Annotated in this window: 14 protein-coding genes and 1 tRNA gene; 7 read left to right on the plus strand and 8 right to left on the minus strand. The window is 45.7% G+C overall.

All coding sequences use genetic code 11. From position 1 onward, the window contains the following. Nucleotides 1–39: 39 nt before the first annotated feature. Complete coding sequence (gene pbpC, locus EPL05_RS16150) at nt 40–2,436, minus strand: penicillin-binding protein 1C (RefSeq protein WP_128535010.1); 2,397 nt, start codon at nt 2,434–2,436, stop codon at nt 40–42. A 73-nt stretch (nt 2,437–2,509) separates the two neighbouring features. Here pbpC and EPL05_RS16155 point away from each other — a divergent pair, with 73 nt between their 5' ends. After that, nucleotides 2,510–3,223 carry a tRNA1(Val) (adenine(37)-N6)-methyltransferase gene (locus EPL05_RS16155; RefSeq protein ID WP_128535011.1) on the plus strand — a complete coding sequence of 238 codons (714 nt, stop codon included), beginning with the start codon at nt 2,510–2,512 and terminating at the stop codon, nt 3,221–3,223. Between the two features lie 39 nt (nt 3,224–3,262). Continuing rightward, a complete protein-coding gene (locus EPL05_RS16160) occupies nt 3,263–3,757 on the plus strand; it encodes a metallophosphoesterase family protein (RefSeq protein WP_128535012.1) in 495 nt (164 codons plus the stop codon). Between the two features lie 90 nt (nt 3,758–3,847). Here EPL05_RS16160 and rnhA read toward each other — a convergent pair whose 3' ends face one another. The 3 genes from rnhA to EPL05_RS16175 all read right to left on the minus strand — a co-directional run bounded on the left by rnhA (nt 3,848) and on the right by EPL05_RS16175 (nt 7,308). Then, a complete protein-coding gene (gene rnhA / locus EPL05_RS16165) occupies nt 3,848–4,312 on the minus strand; it encodes a ribonuclease HI (protein WP_128535013.1) in 465 nt (154 codons plus the stop codon). A 55-nt stretch (nt 4,313–4,367) separates the two neighbouring features. Beyond that, nucleotides 4,368–5,117: a hypothetical protein gene (locus tag EPL05_RS16170; protein WP_128535014.1), complete on the minus strand. Its 750-nt coding sequence runs from the start codon at nt 5,115–5,117 to the stop codon at nt 4,368–4,370. Between the two features lie 100 nt (nt 5,118–5,217). Beyond that, entirely contained in the window at nt 5,218–7,308 is a 2,091-nt protein-coding gene (locus tag EPL05_RS16175; RefSeq protein WP_128535015.1) for a heavy metal translocating P-type ATPase, read from the minus strand. Nucleotides 7,309–7,429: 121 nt separating this feature from the next. Here EPL05_RS16175 and EPL05_RS16180 point away from each other — a divergent pair. Next, nucleotides 7,430–7,503, plus strand: a tRNA-His gene (locus EPL05_RS16180). 502 nt (nt 7,504–8,005) lie between these two features. On the opposite strand, the gene EPL05_RS16185 is transcribed toward EPL05_RS16180, so the two are convergent. From EPL05_RS16185 to EPL05_RS16195, 3 genes are all read right to left on the minus strand, one after another. Further along, entirely contained in the window at nt 8,006–8,392 is a 387-nt protein-coding gene (locus EPL05_RS16185) for a hypothetical protein (RefSeq protein WP_128535016.1), read from the minus strand. Between the two features lie 92 nt (nt 8,393–8,484). Then, entirely contained in the window at nt 8,485–10,377 is a 1,893-nt protein-coding gene (locus tag EPL05_RS16190) for an AAA domain-containing protein (protein ID WP_128535017.1), read from the minus strand. Nucleotides 10,378–10,391: 14 nt separating this feature from the next. Further along, nucleotides 10,392–11,015, minus strand: coding sequence for a hypothetical protein (locus EPL05_RS16195; protein WP_128535018.1), 624 nt, complete (start codon nt 11,013–11,015; stop codon nt 10,392–10,394). Between the two features lie 85 nt (nt 11,016–11,100). Here EPL05_RS16195 and EPL05_RS16200 point away from each other — a divergent pair, with 85 nt between their 5' ends. Continuing rightward, entirely contained in the window at nt 11,101–13,113 is a 2,013-nt protein-coding gene (locus tag EPL05_RS16200; RefSeq protein ID WP_128535019.1) for an AAA family ATPase, read from the plus strand. Nucleotides 13,114–13,337: 224 nt separating this feature from the next. After that, on the plus strand, nt 13,338–14,822 hold the full coding sequence (locus EPL05_RS16205; RefSeq protein WP_128535020.1) for a TonB-dependent receptor: 1,485 nt from the start codon (nt 13,338–13,340) through the stop codon (nt 14,820–14,822). A gap of 25 nt (nt 14,823–14,847) precedes the next feature. Here EPL05_RS16205 and EPL05_RS16210 read toward each other — a convergent pair whose 3' ends face one another. Beyond that, nucleotides 14,848–16,740: a glycoside hydrolase family 127 protein gene (locus tag EPL05_RS16210; protein WP_208394767.1), complete on the minus strand. Its 1,893-nt coding sequence runs from the start codon at nt 16,738–16,740 to the stop codon at nt 14,848–14,850. Nucleotides 16,741–16,928: 188 nt separating this feature from the next. On the opposite strand from EPL05_RS16210, the gene EPL05_RS16215 reads away from it, so the two are divergent. Further along, complete coding sequence (locus EPL05_RS16215) at nt 16,929–17,396, plus strand: hypothetical protein (RefSeq protein ID WP_128535021.1); 468 nt, start codon at nt 16,929–16,931, stop codon at nt 17,394–17,396. A gap of 78 nt (nt 17,397–17,474) precedes the next feature. Continuing rightward, nucleotides 17,475–17,900: a DUF1801 domain-containing protein gene (locus tag EPL05_RS16220; protein ID WP_128535022.1), complete on the plus strand. Its 426-nt coding sequence runs from the start codon at nt 17,475–17,477 to the stop codon at nt 17,898–17,900. Nucleotides 17,901–17,983: the final 83 nt, after the last annotated feature.

Genomic DNA, 17,983 nt, shown 5'->3' on the forward strand with positions numbered 1-17,983 from the left:
AAGAAAATCGTGTTAAATTGTTCAATCCTTAAATCGTGTTTATTTATTTTTATCAAGTACCTCAAAGTTTGTGCTGATGGTATTGCCCGAGGCATCAACCAGCGTCAGTTTATGTTTACCTGCCGACGGGTTTAGCGCCACCTGGTGAAAGGTGTTGGTTTCGCCTACATATTTATCATCGAGGTGCCAGAATATTTTGATACCGGGTTGCCGGTGCGCCGCATTAAAAACCACCCGGCCACGCTTGCCGTCGGACTCCAGCGGCACATATATTTTAGCGTTCTCTTTAGGATATATCAACTCCATCGGGTTACCGTAGTCAGCTTCGCCGCAGCTGGCTTTAAAGGGCGGCAGCACATGGTACTGGTAATTTTTGGTTTTGTAATAGTACTCCATAGATGGTGGCAATACAAACCAACTTTTGTTCACCATATTTTCCGGCAGTTCGCAACTACCCGTCACCTGGTAATGTTCATCAGGCGAAAGATGTACCAAACGGTGCCACGGACAGGCGGCAGCCTTTAACCCGGTTTTCGGTACAAATTGCTCAGTCGTATTATTACAATACTGCCCGGCGCGGTAACCGCTTTCTTTACACACGCTTATCTTCACCATTTCGCCCATAGGCATATTAAACCAATCCCGTGCGGCAGGCAGTAAACGGAAGATTTCAAAAAGGGCAGGGGCTGCGGTATTAATGCCCGTTAAGCCGGGGCGACCCTCGCCATCGGTATTACCCACCCAAACGCCTACCACATATTTAGGGGTAATGCCAATGGCCCAGCCATCGCGAAAGCCAAAACTGGTGCCCGTTTTCCAGGCGATCCGCTGGGTAGAACTGAACTGCTGCCAAAGCATTTCGTCGCCGGGGCGCATTACTTCTTCCATGGCCTGCAAAGCGTAATAGAGCGATCCTGCGTCCAGCAAGCCATTTTTCTCCAACGCCAGTTCTTCTTTGGGGGCTAATGTATAAACGGGATGATGGTAGTCGGCGGCATTGTATTTGCCGCGGTACTTATCATAATGGTTAAGCACCCGCGCCATGCCTGCATAAATGCCGGTAAGTTCCCAGAGCGTATTTTCGCCGCCGCCTAAAATGAGCGAGAGGCCGTAGTGGTCGGCAGGTTGTTTTAATGTGGTAACGCCGGCCTTTTTCATCATATCATAAAAACGTTCGTACTTGTATTGCTGCAGCATTTTCACTGCAGGCACGTTAAGCGAGCGTGATAAAGCGTTGGAAGCAGGCACCGCGCCATCATAACTCAGGTCGAAATTCTCGGGGTGATAGCCCGCTATCTGCGTGGGCACATCGGCAATCAAACTGTTGGGCAGTATCAACCCATCGTGAATCATGGATGCGTATAGCAACGGTTTTAGCGTACTCCCCGGGCTGCGCGGCGCATTCACCACATCCACATCGCTCTCCATTTCGGGGTCTTCGCGATGCGATATATTGCCGGCGTAGGCGAGGGTTGCACCGGTTTCTACATCTAATACAACCGCGGCGATATTATTAATGTCGTTAGCTTTTAAAACCTGGTGATGCTGTTCTAAAATATCCGCGACCTGTTGTTGCAGACTGGTTTTTATAGTAGTGGTTATCCGGGTTAGCCCTTGTTGTTTATTTTTATAATCGGCTTTAAAGCGCTGCAAAAGATGCGGCGCAATTTGGGGCAGGGCAACGGGCTTTTCGGGCACGGGTTCAAACGCGGCAAGTTTGGCGGTTGTGCTATCAATGATGCCTTGTTTATATAGCCTGTTGAGCAGCAGGTTGCGTTTTTTAAGCAGGATAAGTCTGTTTTTACCCGGATGCACCAGCGATGGTGAATTTGGCAGTACCGCCAGTGCGGCCATTTCACCCCAGGAGAGTTTATCCGGGCCTCGACCAAAGTACCTCCACGATGCTGCATCCAGTCCAATAACATTGCTGCCGAATGGCGCGTTGCTGGCATACATAGCCAATATTTCCTTTTTGCTGTAACCCATCTCCAGGCGAAGGGCCATGAAAATTTCACCTATTTTGTTGAGGATAGTGCGTTTATGCCGGGTAGAAAGTCGCATTACCTGCATAGTAAGTGTACTGCCGCCGCTGGTAACCCTGCCGGTGTGGATGTTTTGCCGGATGGCTCTTCCAAAAGCCAAGGCGTCAAAGCCGGGGTGGTGTTCAAAACGCTTATCCTCAAAGGCGATGATGCATTGTTTGAATTTTTCGGGCACGCTATCGTTGTAGGGGAAACGCCATTGTCCGTCGGCTGCTATAGATGCGCCTAAGAGCTGGCCGGCATCGTCGTCTATCACAAAAGATGTAGGGCTGCTAAACAAGGGGCGGGACAGGCAAAGCGCAAACCAAAGGCTTAAAGCCAATAAAATGGCTGTTATTATAATTACTTTTGGCTTTTTAAATTGATTTTTGAGGTACTGTAGTCGTGGTTGCATTAAAGCCCGGCGTTTTAAATCCAGCCTGAAAATAGGTAAAATATAAATAATTACTCCGCTTATCATTTATAAATTGGCAGATATATTCAAGTTTAAGCAGTTCGATATAAACCAAAGCGGCTGCGCCATGAAGGTAAATACCGACGGCGTTTTGCTTGGCGCTTTAGCCCATGCGCCCGAACCTCAAAATATATTGGATATTGGCACGGGAACAGGTGTGATAGCCCTGATGCTGGCGCAGCGGTTTATAAACGCTGATATAAATGCAGTTGAAATAGACGAAGCCGCTGCTAAAACAGCGAACGAAAACTTTAAGGTTTCAAAATTTGCAAATCGGTTAGCACTGTTTGCATCGGGGTTTGAGGAGTATTTTAACGCCAATACTGAAAAACGATACGACCTCATTGTATCAAATCCGCCCTTCTTTTTAAATTCGCTGGCATCGCCGGGCGCAAAAAAAACACTTGCGAAGCATACGGAAGAGATTTTTTTTGAGAAGTTTATCCAAGATGTATCTAAGCATTTAACAGATGATGGTCTTTGCGCCATGATATTGCCTTTGCCGACGGCTAATTTTGTGAAAGTATTATTGGCCGAACTTGGGTTGTACCTGAAGACGATCGTCAGCATAAAGTCCTTTGCCGAATCTATCCCGCACAGGGAGATCATTACCTTTGGGCGATTGCAAGCTATGGTTGATGAAACTGACGTAGTTATTTACGATGAACCTAGAGTGTATTCCGCAGGTTATCAGCTGGCATTAAAGGAGTTTTTAACAATATTTTAATATAAATCCGAAATTGAAAATCCGACATCCGAAATCAATATGACTCGCATTGGCCTGATATCCGATACCCACAGCTACCTCGACTCCGCCGTTTTTAAGCATTTTGATACTTGCGACGAGATCTGGCACGTGGGCGATTTCGGTACGCTGGAACTTGCTGATCAACTCGCCGCGTTTAAACCGTTAAAAGGTGTTTACGGCAATATTGATGGTGCCGACATTCGGCAGGTCTACCCCGAACATCTTCGTTTTAAATGCGAAGCCGTAGATGTATGGATGACGCATATTGGTGGCTACCCGGATAAATACAGCCCTGCAGTGAGGAAGGATATTTACCTAAACCCGCCGATGTTGTTCATCAGCGGGCACTCGCATATCCTCAAAGTTATCTACGATAAAAAGATCAGCTGCCTCCACTTAAACCCCGGCGCGGCAGGCAAACAGGGCTGGCAAAAGGTACGCACTCTAATGCGTTTCAGCATAACCGAAGATAAGGTACAAGGGATGGATGTAATTGAGTTGGGGGCGAAGTAGCCTTTAGTCCATGGACCATAGTCGATAGTCCATGGTGAAAAGATATAAAATTCTGCTATAGTCTATTGTACATAGACTATGACAAATTAATCAACCTAATTTTGCTGCCTCTGCTTCAAAAACAGAATCTATCAATAACTCTCTTTGTTTACCGGCTGCTACGGCTAATACGTCGCAACGCTCGTTTTCGGGGTGGCCGTTGTGGCCGCGAACCCATACAAAACGAACCTGGTGCATTTTACTGATGGTAAGGTATCTCAGCCAAAGGTCTTTATTCTTTTTACCCGCGAAGCCTTTTGCAACCCAGCCCTGCAACCAGCGCTTCTCTATAGAATCGATAACGTATTTACTGTCGGAATAAATAGTAACCTGCTGGTTGGGAGATTTGATAGCTTCCAGTCCGCTGATAACGGCCAGCAGTTCCATGCGGTTATTAGTAGTTTTACGAAAGCCAGCCGACAGCTCCTTGTAATGAGCACCTGACCGCAAAATAACCCCATAACCACCCGGCCCCGGGTTCCCGCTGGATGCACCGTCTGTATAAATCTCGATCATTGTGCAAATATAGTAAAGCCTATGAGGCTCTAAAGTGGTGTTTTAATTTGCCAGTTTAAATGCGTTTTAATAAAGGACTTACCTTTGCGCAAAAATTCGTAAAACGTTGTTCTTGCCTAAACTTGCCGCGTCCCGGAAATCCGCAGCTTTCCATACAGACCCGTAAATAACCAATAAAGTTGGTTCCATTGGGCTCATTTAAAAATATCGCATCTACGCAATCTTCCCCCGTGAGTTGTAAGGAGTAGGCTGCGCCGCCACTAATATTGTCCTTATGGAGATAATCGGCAGCCAACTCCAAAGCGGGCTCGTTATAAATTTCAAGGCAATCATTCATGTAGTCTTTCCAATCATCAGAAGATACGTATTCAACAAGATCATCCAGGCTGGCTATTTGTATAGGGTCGGCTTCATCCCATAGCAAATCGGGGGAAGACTCATAATCCCAGGCAAAATTACAGCCAGCTACGGCTTTGTAAAACATTTTTAATGACAAGGGCACTTTGCCAAATTCGGCAACTGCCGTGTCAAGTAGGGTAAGAAGTTTATCGGTACCCGGAAGAGGCGCTACTAATGGTTTATCGGAGTTTGAATTAAACTCTGTTTTAAAGCAGTAACCAATGGTCGCCAACTCCTGTTGAATCAGGTTGAGGTTATAAGCAACCCGTTCAAAAGTTTCGGTGAGCACCGCTATTACGTCGTCAAAATGTTCATTGCTGAAGGCTCCCTGTTTTAAGTTGCAGATATCGGCGTATACAGATTTCCCGTCTTCGCCGTTTAGGTATCGCTCAATAAGTGTCCGCATGGTTCAAAGTTAAAACTCTGACTATATTAATGAAAATATGTTAAGTAGGTTGCTTGCAACAAATTTAGCGAAACTACCATGAACTATGAACCATCATCTATCAACTAACCTTCTTTACCTTCAACCTCAGCGAATTCCCAATTACAATAACATCGCTAAATGCCATGGCCAGCGCACCTACCATCGGGTTCAGGAAACCTAAAGCTGCAACGGGGATAGCAATAATGTTGTAAGCGAATGCCCAAAAAAGGTTTTGTTTAATGGTGAGTAGGGTATGCCTGCTGATCTGCAAAAATTTCACTACCGATTGCAAATCAGTATTCAGCAAGATAACTTTGGCTGATTGGATGGCAATATGGCTGGCATCGTTCATAGATACGCCTACATCGGCTTGGGTGAGGGCAGGGGCATCGTTTATACCGTCGCCTATCATAATGGTTTTGCCTTTTTTACGGTAAATATCTACCACGCTTAACTTTTCGTCGGGTAGTTTTTCGGAGTGTACATCAATAATACCTAATGTTTTTGCCACCGAAGCGCAGCGGCTGGCCTTATCGCCACTCAGAAGGATAGGTTTTATCCCCATCTTTTTTAACTGGACAATCAAATTCGCAGCGTCCGGTTTAATGGTATCTTCAATGGCTATCTGTGCAATCAACACCTGGTTTTTGTATAATGCAAGGTTAAAATTGTCGTTGTCGCTCAGTTTTGCGGTGCCCAAAAAGTAGTTGTTGCCTTCCACATCTTCGGCGCGCATACCAAGGCCTTTTTCTTCTGCAACAGATCTCAATATCACTTTTTGTTTGGCCAGACCGCTTAATCCGTTCACTAAGGATTTTGCTATCGGGTGGTTAGAGCGCTCTTCAATGGCAACAATAGCTCCACGCACGCTCTCCATGTTTTGTCCCTCGGCTACCTCAATATCTTTTATGCTGAATTTGCCCGTGGTAAGCGTTCCCGTTTTATCAAATATTACAAATTTGGTGTTAGCAACCGCTTCAATAGTGTCGCCCCCTTTTATCAGAATTCCGTTTTTTGCCGCGCGGCCAAGGCCAACCATTACGGCGGTAGGTGTTGCCAAACCCATAGCGCAAGGGCAGGAAATCACCAACACGGCAATGGCATGCATTACGCTACCTTGCATGCCGACATTGGTAGCGAAGTAAGTTATAATAAAGGTTAGCAGAGCAATCACTAAAACAACGGGTACAAATATGGCTGCGACTTTATCGCCCAGTTTTTGTACAGGCGGTTTTGCCGCCTGCGCTCTTTTCATCAGATCGATGATCTGCGAGAGCGTGCTGTTACTGCCCACTTTGGTGGCCATTATTTTGATGTTACCTTCCAGCACTATCGTGCCGCCTATAATGGTATCGTACTTCTTTTTTTGCACCGGGATGCTTTCGCCGGTTATCATCGCCTCGTTGATGGATGCCTCCCCGGATAGTACTTCACCGTCTACTGGTACCTGGTCGCCCTCGTTCACCTGTAGCGTATCGCCGGCTATCACATCTTTTGCATTGATTATTTCAATGCCATCTTTAGTAACCCTGCTGGCGTTCACCTGCTGAAATTTCATCAGGTCTTTCACCGCGGAGGTGGTTTGGTTTACGCTGCGTTTCTCCAGCACATTACCCAAAAGTACCAGGGTAATGATGGTTGCGCAGGTTTCGTAAAACAAATAATGCACGCCTAAATTTTGCACGGTACCAACCAGGCTATAAATAAATGCCGATGTAGAACCGATAAAAATGAGCACATCCATATTGGGTACACCACCTTTAACAGAACTGTAGGCACTTTTACCAAAATGAAAACATCCCACTAAAAACACAGGGAGGCACAATATTAATTGTACAACAGGATTATGCAAAAAGTGCCAGGGGAACAGCATGTGTAGCAAAAGCGGGGCTGTAAACAGCGCGCAGAAGGTAAATTTGTTCTCTACCTTATCATAAAATGGGGTTTTATGAGTGGCAATATCGTCGACTACATGAAAACCTAAATTTTCTATATCCGTGATTATTCCCGGTAGGAGGGACTGGTCGGCAGTAGAAAATTTTACTTCTTCGGAAGCAAAGCTCACCAATACATTTTGCAGTCCTTTCTTTTCCAATAACTTATGGATGCTCATTGCGCAGTTATTGCAATGCATTCCCGTTACGTTCAATTCCACCAGTTGCTCCGCCATGATGTACAAATTTACCCTTTAAATAGAACTGTTCTAAATAAATAGGGTAAGGCGATTGTAATTTTAAAAAAGCTTTGCAAATTCCCGCCGAATTTCTATTTTTGCACTCCCAACAAAGACGGTAGATGTAGCTCAGTTGGTTAGAGCATCGGTTTGTGGTACCGAGGGTCGTGGGTTCGAGCCCCATCATTTACCCTTAAAGCCTCTCATGAAAATGAGAGGCTTTTTTGTTTATGGCCATATAATAAGAGTGGTGCGATGAATACCGACCACATTCGGAGTTTAATTTTAGCAACCAATAACATCGCGCTCCACATCCTCGATAGTTGTGATTTGCCTTTATTCTTTAAACAACTAATATTTGCAACAACTGAGTGAGCAATACATTAAACGTGTGCCGGTTTTTAGTAAGCGTATTTTTTCCGGTGAAAGCTTTTACAGGGTCGTTATTGTTTTCCTGCAATACGAGAGATATTATATAAGCGTTTATATGAATTTGTCGGGAAAGGGGAAAGAGGCGTTTCTAATCTTGATAAAAACCCCATCTGGCTGAATGAATCCAGCAAAATTGCTATTAAACGGGTAACTATAAGCGGTGTGAAATGCTGAACCACTTCATTTAAAAAAGATCATCATGGGCATATTTGTTAGATAAGTTTAACTTAATACCCATAATGCAAGAATGTTTTTTGAACTATTATTTCCGCTCTACTTCCTTCTCCACTTTTTCTGCTTCTGCTTTTTCCAGTTTGATGCTTTGCCTTAGCAGGGCAAACAGGCTCATGTATACATTTGCTATCCATATTACCGCGAAACCGGCAAGCAGGTAGCCGCGCCAATCTGTAAGTAAAAGTTTATAATGGGTGAGGAAAATGAATAGTACTGTTATGTAGTGGCTGAAGCAATATTCGCAGGTAAAGAGGTAAAAGAATTTTCGTTCGATTAATGATTTGCCGTTTTTACAACGCCTGGCGCAAAATTCGCGCGGCTCGCGGAACACTTCTTCGTGCGTAACCGTCCAGGTAACGCAGGCAATAGGTAGCGGCAGTAAAAAAAGCCACGCAAGCTGTTCGATAAGATTCATAGCAACTGAACATCAGCATAGTAAATAAGTTTGCATTGGCTTTGTTAAGGTATTCGAACTCACCTGTGAATATGTACAATGTTCGGATAACACTAACTCAGATACTCCCACCCACTTTGATATCCGCCGCACTGTTCGGCATATTTTACCATATCGGCATAAAATGGAAGGCGGGTGATAGTAGCGCTATCGCCAATAATCACCAGTTTTTTTCGGGCGCGGGTCATGGCTACGTTCATCCTGCGGATATCCGACAGGAAACCTATCGCGCCTTCGGTATTGCTCCTGGCCATGCTGATATATACCACGTCGCGCTCTTGTCCCTGGAAACTATCAATGGTATTAATACTTATTTTATCCGTGTGGATATACAAAGGAGAAGCCTCAAACAGTTCTTTCAACAACCTCACCTGGCTTTTGTAAGGGGATATAATGGCAATAGAAGGGAAATCTGCGTGATGTTTTGTTAGTTTTTCGGCAAGCGCATCCAAATGCTTCAATACAAATGCAGCCTCATCCGGGTTCACCGTGCTGGTTCCATCGGCTTTTTCATCAAAGCCACAGCCTGCAGTATCTACAAAACTCATGGGTATATCACCGTTAAATAAAAGGCGGTTGGCTACAGACGCGTTGGCTTTTAAACGGTTGCCGTAAAACGCTGCCGAAGAAAAACCCATGATAGCCTCGTTCATGCGGTATTGTTCTTCCAATAGCGTAACCGCGCCGGGGTGAAGAATGGCAGATTTTTCTAACAGCGTAGTGTTTAGTCCTTTTTTTGCCGCAGCATCCGATTTAATGGTGGGGGCTAACTGGAAATGGTCGCCGGCCATGATAACCTTCTCTGCCTTTAATATCGGGATCCAGCAGGCGGGTTCCAGTGCCTGGCCTGCCTCGTCTATCACAACCGTATTGTATCGCTTATCGCGGACGGTATGGTGGTTACAGCCAACAAGGGTAGCTGTAATTACCTGTGCTTTTTCCACCAGGTCGTCAATGATGAATTGTTCAATTTTGCCTACATCTTTTATAATGCGGTGCGCTTCATCAAATAATGCTTTGCGTTGATCGCGCTCGCGTTTGCCAAAGCTGCGTTTATACTGATGCGCCATGTTTTTATAGCCCGCGGCTTGCTTTTTTAACTGCTTCGCATCTTTCATATAGCTGTGTGCCGCCATTTTGCTATCGAGGGTTAAAGCGGTCAGCTTTTCAGACACCCTGGCGGGGTTGCCTATCCGCAGTACATTCAGCCCTTCTATGGCCAGTTTCTCGCTCAGCAGATCTACCGCTGTGTTGCTGGGCGCAACTACCAGTATTTGTTTTTCGTTTTGTTGGATGAGGTGTTTTATGGCCTGTACAATAGTGGTGGTTTTGCCCGTACCGGGCGGGCCGTGCACAACCGCAAGCTCATTCGCCGAGAGGATTTGCTGCACGGATGCGGCTTGTGATGTATTTAAATTTCCCGGTGTTACCTGGTTTATTTCTGCTGAAAATGTTGGGTCATTTTTACCCGTTAAAACGCGGATAAGTTTACCCTCGGGCTTATCGCTTAACACGGATGCTTGTTTTAAAGCGTCCTGCATTTCGTCATAGCTGTTGTTATCAAAAAGCAATTCCACACCCAGTTTACCATCGCGGCACCAGTCGGGCAGTTCATCTGTAAATAGGGTGATCTTCAGCCTGTCGCCGCCCTGGTAGGCGATGGTGCCTTCCACACGGTCAGTACCGGCATTGTGGTTAGAGAATAGTACCGCCGGTGCGCCAAACCTGAATTGATGCGAAAGGTCTTTATGCGTGGTCCGTTCCAATTCAACCATTATGTAATCACCACGACCTGGCTCAGAGCCGCGAATGGCGATAGGGTACCAAGTGATGCCGGCTGCGCGCCTATCCGTAACGGAGCTGCTTTGGGTGAGTTTTAAATAAGCGTCCCGGTCTTCTTCACGTTCGGTTTTTAGTAGTTGTAGCAGGTTTTTAAAATAGTCCATCGGCGCAAAGGTAATTAAACCGTTGTTGCAATCCCCAATTGAGGCAGATACCCATAGCGAAACGCGTTAACAACCGAGTGTGGTGTAAGTACACTTACAATGTCGTTTGTCGGAAATGGCATTGCTTCCTTATATCCACTTGGTAACCATCGATACAATTGCTTATCAGCCAAAAGATAAGCTTCATCCGCTATTTCAATAAAAGTACCATCTGGCAAATCATTAATATCAGCTTCAAAAGTTACTTTGCTATTGTCGCGGTTTATCCGTTCGCTTTGCAATATTTCATCTATTTTTCCGATCAGTACATTCGCCGGGAAAGCATATTCAGGGTTTCCCGCCAGCCAGGCTGCCTTAAAGCGTTTGGCATCCTCACGGCGGCATTCAAAGCAAGGGCGGTGGCCGGCAGAGAACGCCGTTGCCTCGTCCAGGAAGAATAATTCGGTCCACAGGTTTGGCCCCATTATTTCGCGGTGCCGGCCTTTAAACTGCAGTAGGCAAATAATCCAGGCCTGGTGTTTAAAGGGCCTCAGGATAGTTTTGCCCGTGTTATGCAGTTGGCCACGGTTACCCAGCCAGGCGCCACGGGCACTTGTTTTAATAATGTCGCCCTTGGGGTTTACGCGATTTTGTAGCATTGTTAATTATAATTTACAGATAAGCCGTATTATTTTTAAACACCAGCAATATACTAAATAAATTAGTATTAGCTTTGCCGTTATCATGAGCACGATGAACCCGGCAATGCAGCTGGCAAACGACTACCTGGAAAGTACAAACACCATTGTGTTTTTAACTGGGAAGGCCGGCACCGGTAAAACCACCTTTTTACAGCAGCTTAGGCAAACGTCAAAAAAAAAATTAGCGATAGCGGCACCTACCGGAGTGGCCGCCATAAACGCTGGTGGAATGACCATTCACTCGCTGTTCCAGATTCCGTTTGGGCCACTTATTCCAGCAGGTAATGATAGCCCCGAACTGCATTATAACGACGAAAAAAAAGAGCTTTTAGGCAGCCTGGAGCTGCTGATCATTGATGAGGTGAGTATGGTGCGGCCAGATGTACTCGACCAGATAGATCTCATCCTACGAAACATTAAAGGCTCGCCTTACCCGTTCGGAGGGGTGCAATTACTACTCATTGGCGATCTTTCGCAACTAAGTCCTATCATCCGCGAGGAAGAATGGCGGATCTTGAACCGCTATTACAAAACGCCGTATTTTTTCAGCAGCCTGGTGATGCAAAAGGCGAGTTATGTGCGGATAGAGCTGGATCATGTATACCGCCAAAAAGAACAGGCTTTTGTAGATATACTTAACGAGGTGCGGAATCAAAGCATCAGTCCGCAAAATTTAGCGCTTCTGAATGCCCGTCACCAGCCTGGTTTCCGCCCTACAGCCGAAGAGCCCTATATTACTTTAACAACCCATAACAGCATCGCGCAGCAACTGAATAATGAATTTGTAGAAGCGCTGGCCGGTGAAGAATATGAATTTACCGCCACCATACGCGGCGATTTCCCAAGGGATGCTTATCCTACAGAAACTAACCTGAAGCTAAAAATCGGAGCGCAGGTAATGTTTGTTAAAAATGATGGCTCCGCCGAAAAGTTATTTTATAATGGCAAAATAGGAATGGTAACCCGGATAGAAGGTAGCACCGTTTTTGTACAAAGCGGACACGAAAGCCGGGAAATAGCGGTGGAGGCGGTGGAGTGGAACAACGTGAAATACCAAATGGAGGAGGAGCAGATCAACGAAACCAATGCCGGTAGTTTCGCGCAGATCCCGCTAAAGCTGGCCTGGTCTATCACCATACATAAGAGCCAGGGACTGAGTTTTGATAAAGCCATTATAGATGTTTCGGAAGCGTTTGCTCACGGGCAGGCGTATGTTGCGCTGAGCAGGTGCCGAACGCTGTCGGGCATGGTGCTGCGCAATCCTATATCTGCTCAAAATATTATAGGCGACCCGGCTGTCGCACATTTTAATAAAAGCGCAGAAGCCATTAAACCAGATGGTCTCAGCCTGGAACGCGATAAGGAACGGTACCGGCATTTCCTGCTGGCGGAGTTATTTAATTTCAACGGCTTAAAAACGGGTATAAAAGCTCTTGAATTTTTGGTACCTGGCCTGCAGCAGGATGTGTTAGAGGTAGCAGAAAAGTTTATGCGGCGGTCTGAAGTTGTTGACGCCGACAGGATCCAGAAAGCCGCTGCTTATTTCCTGGACAAACTAACCCAGGCTACCGAAAGTCTGCACCGGCAGATGCCCGGCTTTATCGGTCAATCGGTAGAAAAAGCAGCTAAAACAGATAAATTGATGCAATGGATAATGGCCAGGATAGGGTTGATGGCCTATTTTTCGAAAGCGATTTTTACAGGCGATGCCTACCTGGAGCAAAAGAAAACAGCCCATGCGGGGGCAATGGCAGATAAATCGCGCTCTTATCTAAAGGCGCTTAACGCTAAACCCAATGAAGATTTTTATGTACAGTTGCTTGCCTGGCGCGATACAAGGGCTGCAAACGACCGGGTAATGCCAAGTATGGTGCTGTCTGAGCAGGCTGCCGCCACCGTTGCCGAAAAGCTACCAGCTACGCTAAAGGCGCTTAGCAGCATCAAAGGTATTGGCCCGCAAAAGGCAAGCCTCTATGGATCAGATCTAATCACCATGATCAGGGTTTATCAGCAAGAACTGGCAGGCATAGATACAGAGCAGGGTAGTTTTTTTTAACTAAACCGTTTTATTGCTCACGCTATTTTATGCTTTTTAGGTACTTATGCCTCTATGGTTTTATAAAGTGCTGGCTTTAAGAGCCCTCATTGCCTACTTTTCATCAACTTGTAATATTTTTTTTGATTTTGCCAACCAGCACGGCTGTTTCAGCAAAAAGTCGTATTTTTAAACCATCTTATCGTCGTAAATAGGAGCAGAGGCAAATAATTAATAAAAAGCGTATGAGCAGCATCCATAATAAAGATATCGGCACAAAACAAAAAGCGCTTGCCATTAACCTCGACCCAACAATTTACGGCTCCTTTGCCGAAATTGGCGCGGGACAAGACGTTGCCGCAAATTTCTTCAAAGCAGGCGCATCATCGGGCACCATAGCCAAAACGATGTCGGCCTATGATATGATCTTCTCCGATGCTATTTACGGCGCACAACAAGGGAAACGATACGTTACCGAGAACCGTCTGATATCTATGCTGGAGCGTGAATACGGCTTGCTGATAGAGCGTTTAGAAGAGCAACGCGGCCATAATACTACCTTTTTTGCATTTGCAGACACCGCTTCGGCGCTTAACTATCATAAAACAAACGATGGCCACGGCTGGATGGGCGTTCGTTTTCAGATGGAGCCAAACGGCCAGTTTAATGATGTGGTGCTGCACGTAAAATTACTGGATAACGATAATAACCTGCAACAGCAGGCGGTAGGTATATTGGGCGTTAACCTCATATACGCCTGTTTTCATTATAACGATAACCCTTCGGTGTTTTTGCTTTCGCTGATGGATGAGCTGTCCAAAGAACGCATCCAGATAGATATGATCCGTTTTGAGGGGCCAAACTTTACAAAGGTAGATAACCGACTGATGAGTTTGCACCTGGTGAAATACGGTTTTTCTGATGCGGCAGTATTCGGCCCGGATGGTAAAAATCTGCAGCCATCAGAGGTTTTATATAAAAAACACATTGTGGTGATCCGCGGTCGTTTCAGACCCATTATTAATGTGCATTTGGATATGCTGCACACCGGCGTGAAGCAATTTATGCAGGAACCCGATGTGGATAAGGAAAACGTAATAGTGGTTACCGAGCTAACCTTGCAGGCTCTCAAAGAACGTAATGCCGACGATTCCGCCGAAATTGACGAGAAAGACTTTTTGGATAGGGTGGATATCCTTTGCTCGCTTGGGCAAACAGTACTCATATCCAACTTCCACGAATATTATAAATTGGTGGCCTATCTGTCTAAGATCACCAAACTGAAAATGGGGGTGGTGCTGGGTTATCCCAACCTGGAATACATTTTCTCTGAAGAACATTATAAAGACCTTGCCGGCGGCATCCTCGAATCCTTCGCAACGCTGTTTAGCCGTAAAGTAAAGCTGTTCATCTACCCAACCCTGCGCGATGGGGTGATTTGGAACTGCCTGCGCTTTTACCCACCACCACATTTGATAGATCTTTATCGCTACCTGATAGCCAATAATAAGATAGAAGACATTAGGCACTATAAAGAAAGCAACCTGCACGTACAAACGGACCGGGTGCTGGAACTGATCAAAGAAGGAGCTCCCGGTTGGGAGGAGTTTGTGCCAAACGAAGTAGCCGCAATGATAAAAGACCGCTGCCTGTTTGGCTACCATTGCGATGTGCCTGTGGTTGCACCCGAAACCATCTCTGGCGTAGATAAACAGATCAGCGAAGCGTAATTCAGATCAGGATTTCTTTCATTCCTTATTCCGCGCTTGGATAAACCAGTTGCGCCAGCCATACCTTATAAAACGAATTTACACTTCCGTTACCTGCCGATGCATAATCGCAAAGCGTTACGCTTACGGGCGGAACGCCATTCTCGGTGTAAGACTCGGGGATGAAGCCAGCTTTGTATAGCATCAGTATGTCATCTCCGGTGGTATTGGGGACTTCGCTGAGTACAATATAGCCGCCCGCTTCTTTTACTGGCTTTAAAACGGCTTCTATTGCAGGGCCGCCAAAGCGGACATCTCGTGCTAAAACAATAGGGCCACGCATAATAGCAATGCTGTGGGCAGGGGTGAGGGTTTCTATCACCCGGCCACGCATATCCAGTTCAAGTAATATTTTGTCGCCATTGCTCCATTTGCGTTTTATTTTGGCGTTGGTACCGGGCTGCAGGTTTGTAATTGCTTCGCCATTTACGCTTAACCGGGTGTTTTTACTCCATGCGGGGATCCGTATGGCTATCTCCATCTCTTCGGGTTCGTTAGCCGTTAATTCTATTTCAACAGTGCCAGACCTTGGATAGGTGGTATGCTGATTAAATGTTATCTCGCTGCCATTTACGGGTTTAAGTGTAAAGGCTCCATCAGCAAAATAATTTATCGCTACACCCTTTGAGGTTCCGGTAACCATCTGCGGAAGGATAGTAAAAAGCCCTCTGGGCCCGCTGGCTTCGCAACAATTCAGGCCCATACCGCATTGTTCGCTGCCGGCCAGGCGCTGTCCGTTTAATGGTGTGTACTTGGCCCAATTGGCCCCGTGTCCGTTCATGGAACCTAAAAGGGCGTTATAATAAGTGCGCTCCGCCTCGTCAGCGTATTTGGCTTCGCCGGTAAGGCGCAATAACTGGCCGCATAGTTTTAGCCAGGTAACAGTTACGCAAGTTTCCTGATAGTGGTTTATAGGTGTGCTTTGCAGCGCTTTACCGCCAAACCACATTTCGGTAGACGCGCCGGAGCCCGCTATATTGATCTCGGTATCACGAATGTTCGCCCAAACATCTTCCACCGCTTTTTTATAGGCAGGGTTGCGGGTAATGCGGTATAGTTCCAGCAAACCCTCATAGCACGACATCATTTCGTAGGCTTTCTGCCCTTGCTCCGGGCTATACCAGTTTTTTGGTCGTGGAAAACGTTCGCTCACATTTACGTTTGCCTTGCTTATCAGTTGCGGCCCGTCGGGTGTTTCCCATTGGCGAACGATCTCTAAGGCAAAATTAAGATATTTTTTATTGTTAGTGCAGTTATAAAGCAGGCAAATTGGCTCCAGTACTGATGAGGCCGCCATACCGCGGTAGTTCCCTTTGTTTACAATTAGGCCATCCTTTTTATTCAATTCACTGATGAGATTATCGGCTATTTTTTTCGCGCCGTTAAGGCTCTTTTTATCCCACGTAGCACCGTAATAATCCAATAGCCCCAACATGCAGTATTTACGGCCCCATATATCCCATTCCTCTAAACGGTGCGCATCGGCATAGTTGCCGATGTAGCCATCAGGAGCTTGGGTAGCCAATAAACCGGTAACTGCCTTGTCCAGTGCTTTTCTTAATTTAACATTCCGGTTGTATTTGTAGGCCATTACTGCAGATGTAAGCCATTTACCCCAAAATTCGCTTTGCCATTGGCGGGTTTCGGTACGGTGTTCGGTTTTAAAGGGGGCTATCAATCCGTCTACATCCTGCGCAAGTATACGGTTGTCTACAGATTCCTGCATGCGGTTGCCGAGGTAACCATTCAGGTGGACGCCCATTGGTGACCATTGTGCATCAGGACGCGGCAATAGGGCCGCCGGCTGTGCGCAAACGCGGGCACCTAAAAAATAAAATACGGCGGGCAGGCACCAGTTAATTATATTAAATTTTTGCATGAGTGTCGGGTTAAAGCATTGGTTAGGATATAAGATTTCTGCTGCCCTAATTTATATGTTTTTTATCAAAATGGCTCAATGTTAAGTTAGCGCCGCTCTTGTAAATAATTATTAAATAATTGTTAAATGTTGATCGGGCTGTCGCGAAAGCGAATTTAGTGCCGTATTATTGATTAAACACGCCTGTTATGAGATACGCTACCCTTACCCGTTTTTCCTTATTGCTTGTTGTCGTAATGATCAGCATCAGTTCCTGCAAAAAATCCGGCACTGTGCCGAAATCATTATTGGGTACCTGGAACGAGCCGGCATTCCCATCTGGATTTAGCAGGAGCGTGAGCTTTTACAGCGATGGTAAATTTGCTGCCGTATTTACGGCATACCCAAATCCGCTGTCTGGAGGCAGCTCATCCACCATTACTACAAGTTACACAGGCACGTTTACTGTTAAAGGCGATAGTTTGCTAAGCAATATTACAACCATGGCGGAACAAGAAAATACAAATACGCCGGTTACATCTCCGTCTAACCAAAAACTATACGAGTACGCTACCTTTAAAGTAAGCGGCAATACGCTGATGTTAAAGTATACTACCTATCCCGCAGATGCCCCGGTTGCCACCGAAGCCAAATTTACAAGGTTCCTGCCCGATTAAAACGAAACCCAATATGCAAACGAAAAATTTGGTTAACCTGTTTTTGATTAAAAATTGGTAATAAATATATTAGCTTTTATGAAAGCCGCCAAAACCCCACAACCGCTTGCAAATACCGCCCAAGTAGACGCGTTTATGCAAAAACTCGGGCAACCGATGAAGGATGTGCTACAGGCTTTAAGAGAAATAATTCTGGCTGCTGATAGCGAAGTAGGAGAGCACATCAAATGGAACGCGCCGAGTTTTTTGTATACCGGTGAAATGGCTTCTTTCAATCCCAAAGAATATAAGCGCCACATCATCGTATCAAATTTTTTTAAGCAGGATTGTATCCGGTTGGTTTTCCCAAGTGGTTTTTTGTTGAACGATACATCTGGAATGCTGGAAGGCGATTATGCCGATGGGCGCAGAGTTGCCCTTTTTTTTAACATGCAGGATGTCGAATCCCGCAAAATCGCGTTGCAGCACTTCATCAAAAACTGGATCTCGCTTTTGGATATTTAACTTGATCTGGTTTGTATCCCCCGATTTTTTTCAGTCACAAATGCGTTACACATATTAAATTACTTGTTAAATACATTAATCAG

Origin of the sequence: Mucilaginibacter gilvus (assembly GCF_004054195.1) — a bacterium.
Lineage (GTDB): Bacteria > Bacteroidota > Bacteroidia > Sphingobacteriales > Sphingobacteriaceae > Mucilaginibacter > Mucilaginibacter gilvus.

Excerpts from the sequence above, each read along its gene's own strand:
- EPL05_RS16190 (WP_128535017.1), bottom strand. The coding sequence starts at position 10,377 with ATGGACTATTTTAAAAACCTGCTACAACTACTAAAAACCGAACGTGAA.
- rnhA (WP_128535013.1), bottom strand. The coding sequence starts at position 4,312 with ATGATCGAGATTTATACAGACGGTGCATCCAGCGGGAACCCGGGGCCG.
- pbpC (WP_128535010.1), bottom strand. The coding sequence starts at position 2,436 with ATGCAACCACGACTACAGTACCTCAAAAATCAATTTAAAAAGCCAAAA.
- EPL05_RS16205 (WP_128535020.1), top strand. The coding sequence starts at position 13,338 with ATGAGCAGCATCCATAATAAAGATATCGGCACAAAACAAAAAGCGCTT.
- EPL05_RS16175 (WP_128535015.1), bottom strand. The coding sequence starts at position 7,308 with ATGGCGGAGCAACTGGTGGAATTGAACGTAACGGGAATGCATTGCAAT.
- EPL05_RS16220 (WP_128535022.1), top strand. The coding sequence starts at position 17,475 with ATGAAAGCCGCCAAAACCCCACAACCGCTTGCAAATACCGCCCAAGTA.
- EPL05_RS16210 (WP_208394767.1), bottom strand. The coding sequence starts at position 16,740 with ATGCAAAAATTTAATATAATTAACTGGTGCCTGCCCGCCGTATTTTAT.
- EPL05_RS16195 (WP_128535018.1), bottom strand. The coding sequence starts at position 11,015 with ATGCTACAAAATCGCGTAAACCCCAAGGGCGACATTATTAAAACAAGT.
- EPL05_RS16215 (WP_128535021.1), top strand. The coding sequence starts at position 16,929 with ATGAGATACGCTACCCTTACCCGTTTTTCCTTATTGCTTGTTGTCGTA.
- EPL05_RS16200 (WP_128535019.1), top strand. The coding sequence starts at position 11,101 with ATGAGCACGATGAACCCGGCAATGCAGCTGGCAAACGACTACCTGGAA.
- EPL05_RS16185 (WP_128535016.1), bottom strand. The coding sequence starts at position 8,392 with ATGAATCTTATCGAACAGCTTGCGTGGCTTTTTTTACTGCCGCTACCT.
- EPL05_RS16160 (WP_128535012.1), top strand. The coding sequence starts at position 3,263 with ATGACTCGCATTGGCCTGATATCCGATACCCACAGCTACCTCGACTCC.
- EPL05_RS16170 (WP_128535014.1), bottom strand. The coding sequence starts at position 5,117 with ATGCGGACACTTATTGAGCGATACCTAAACGGCGAAGACGGGAAATCT.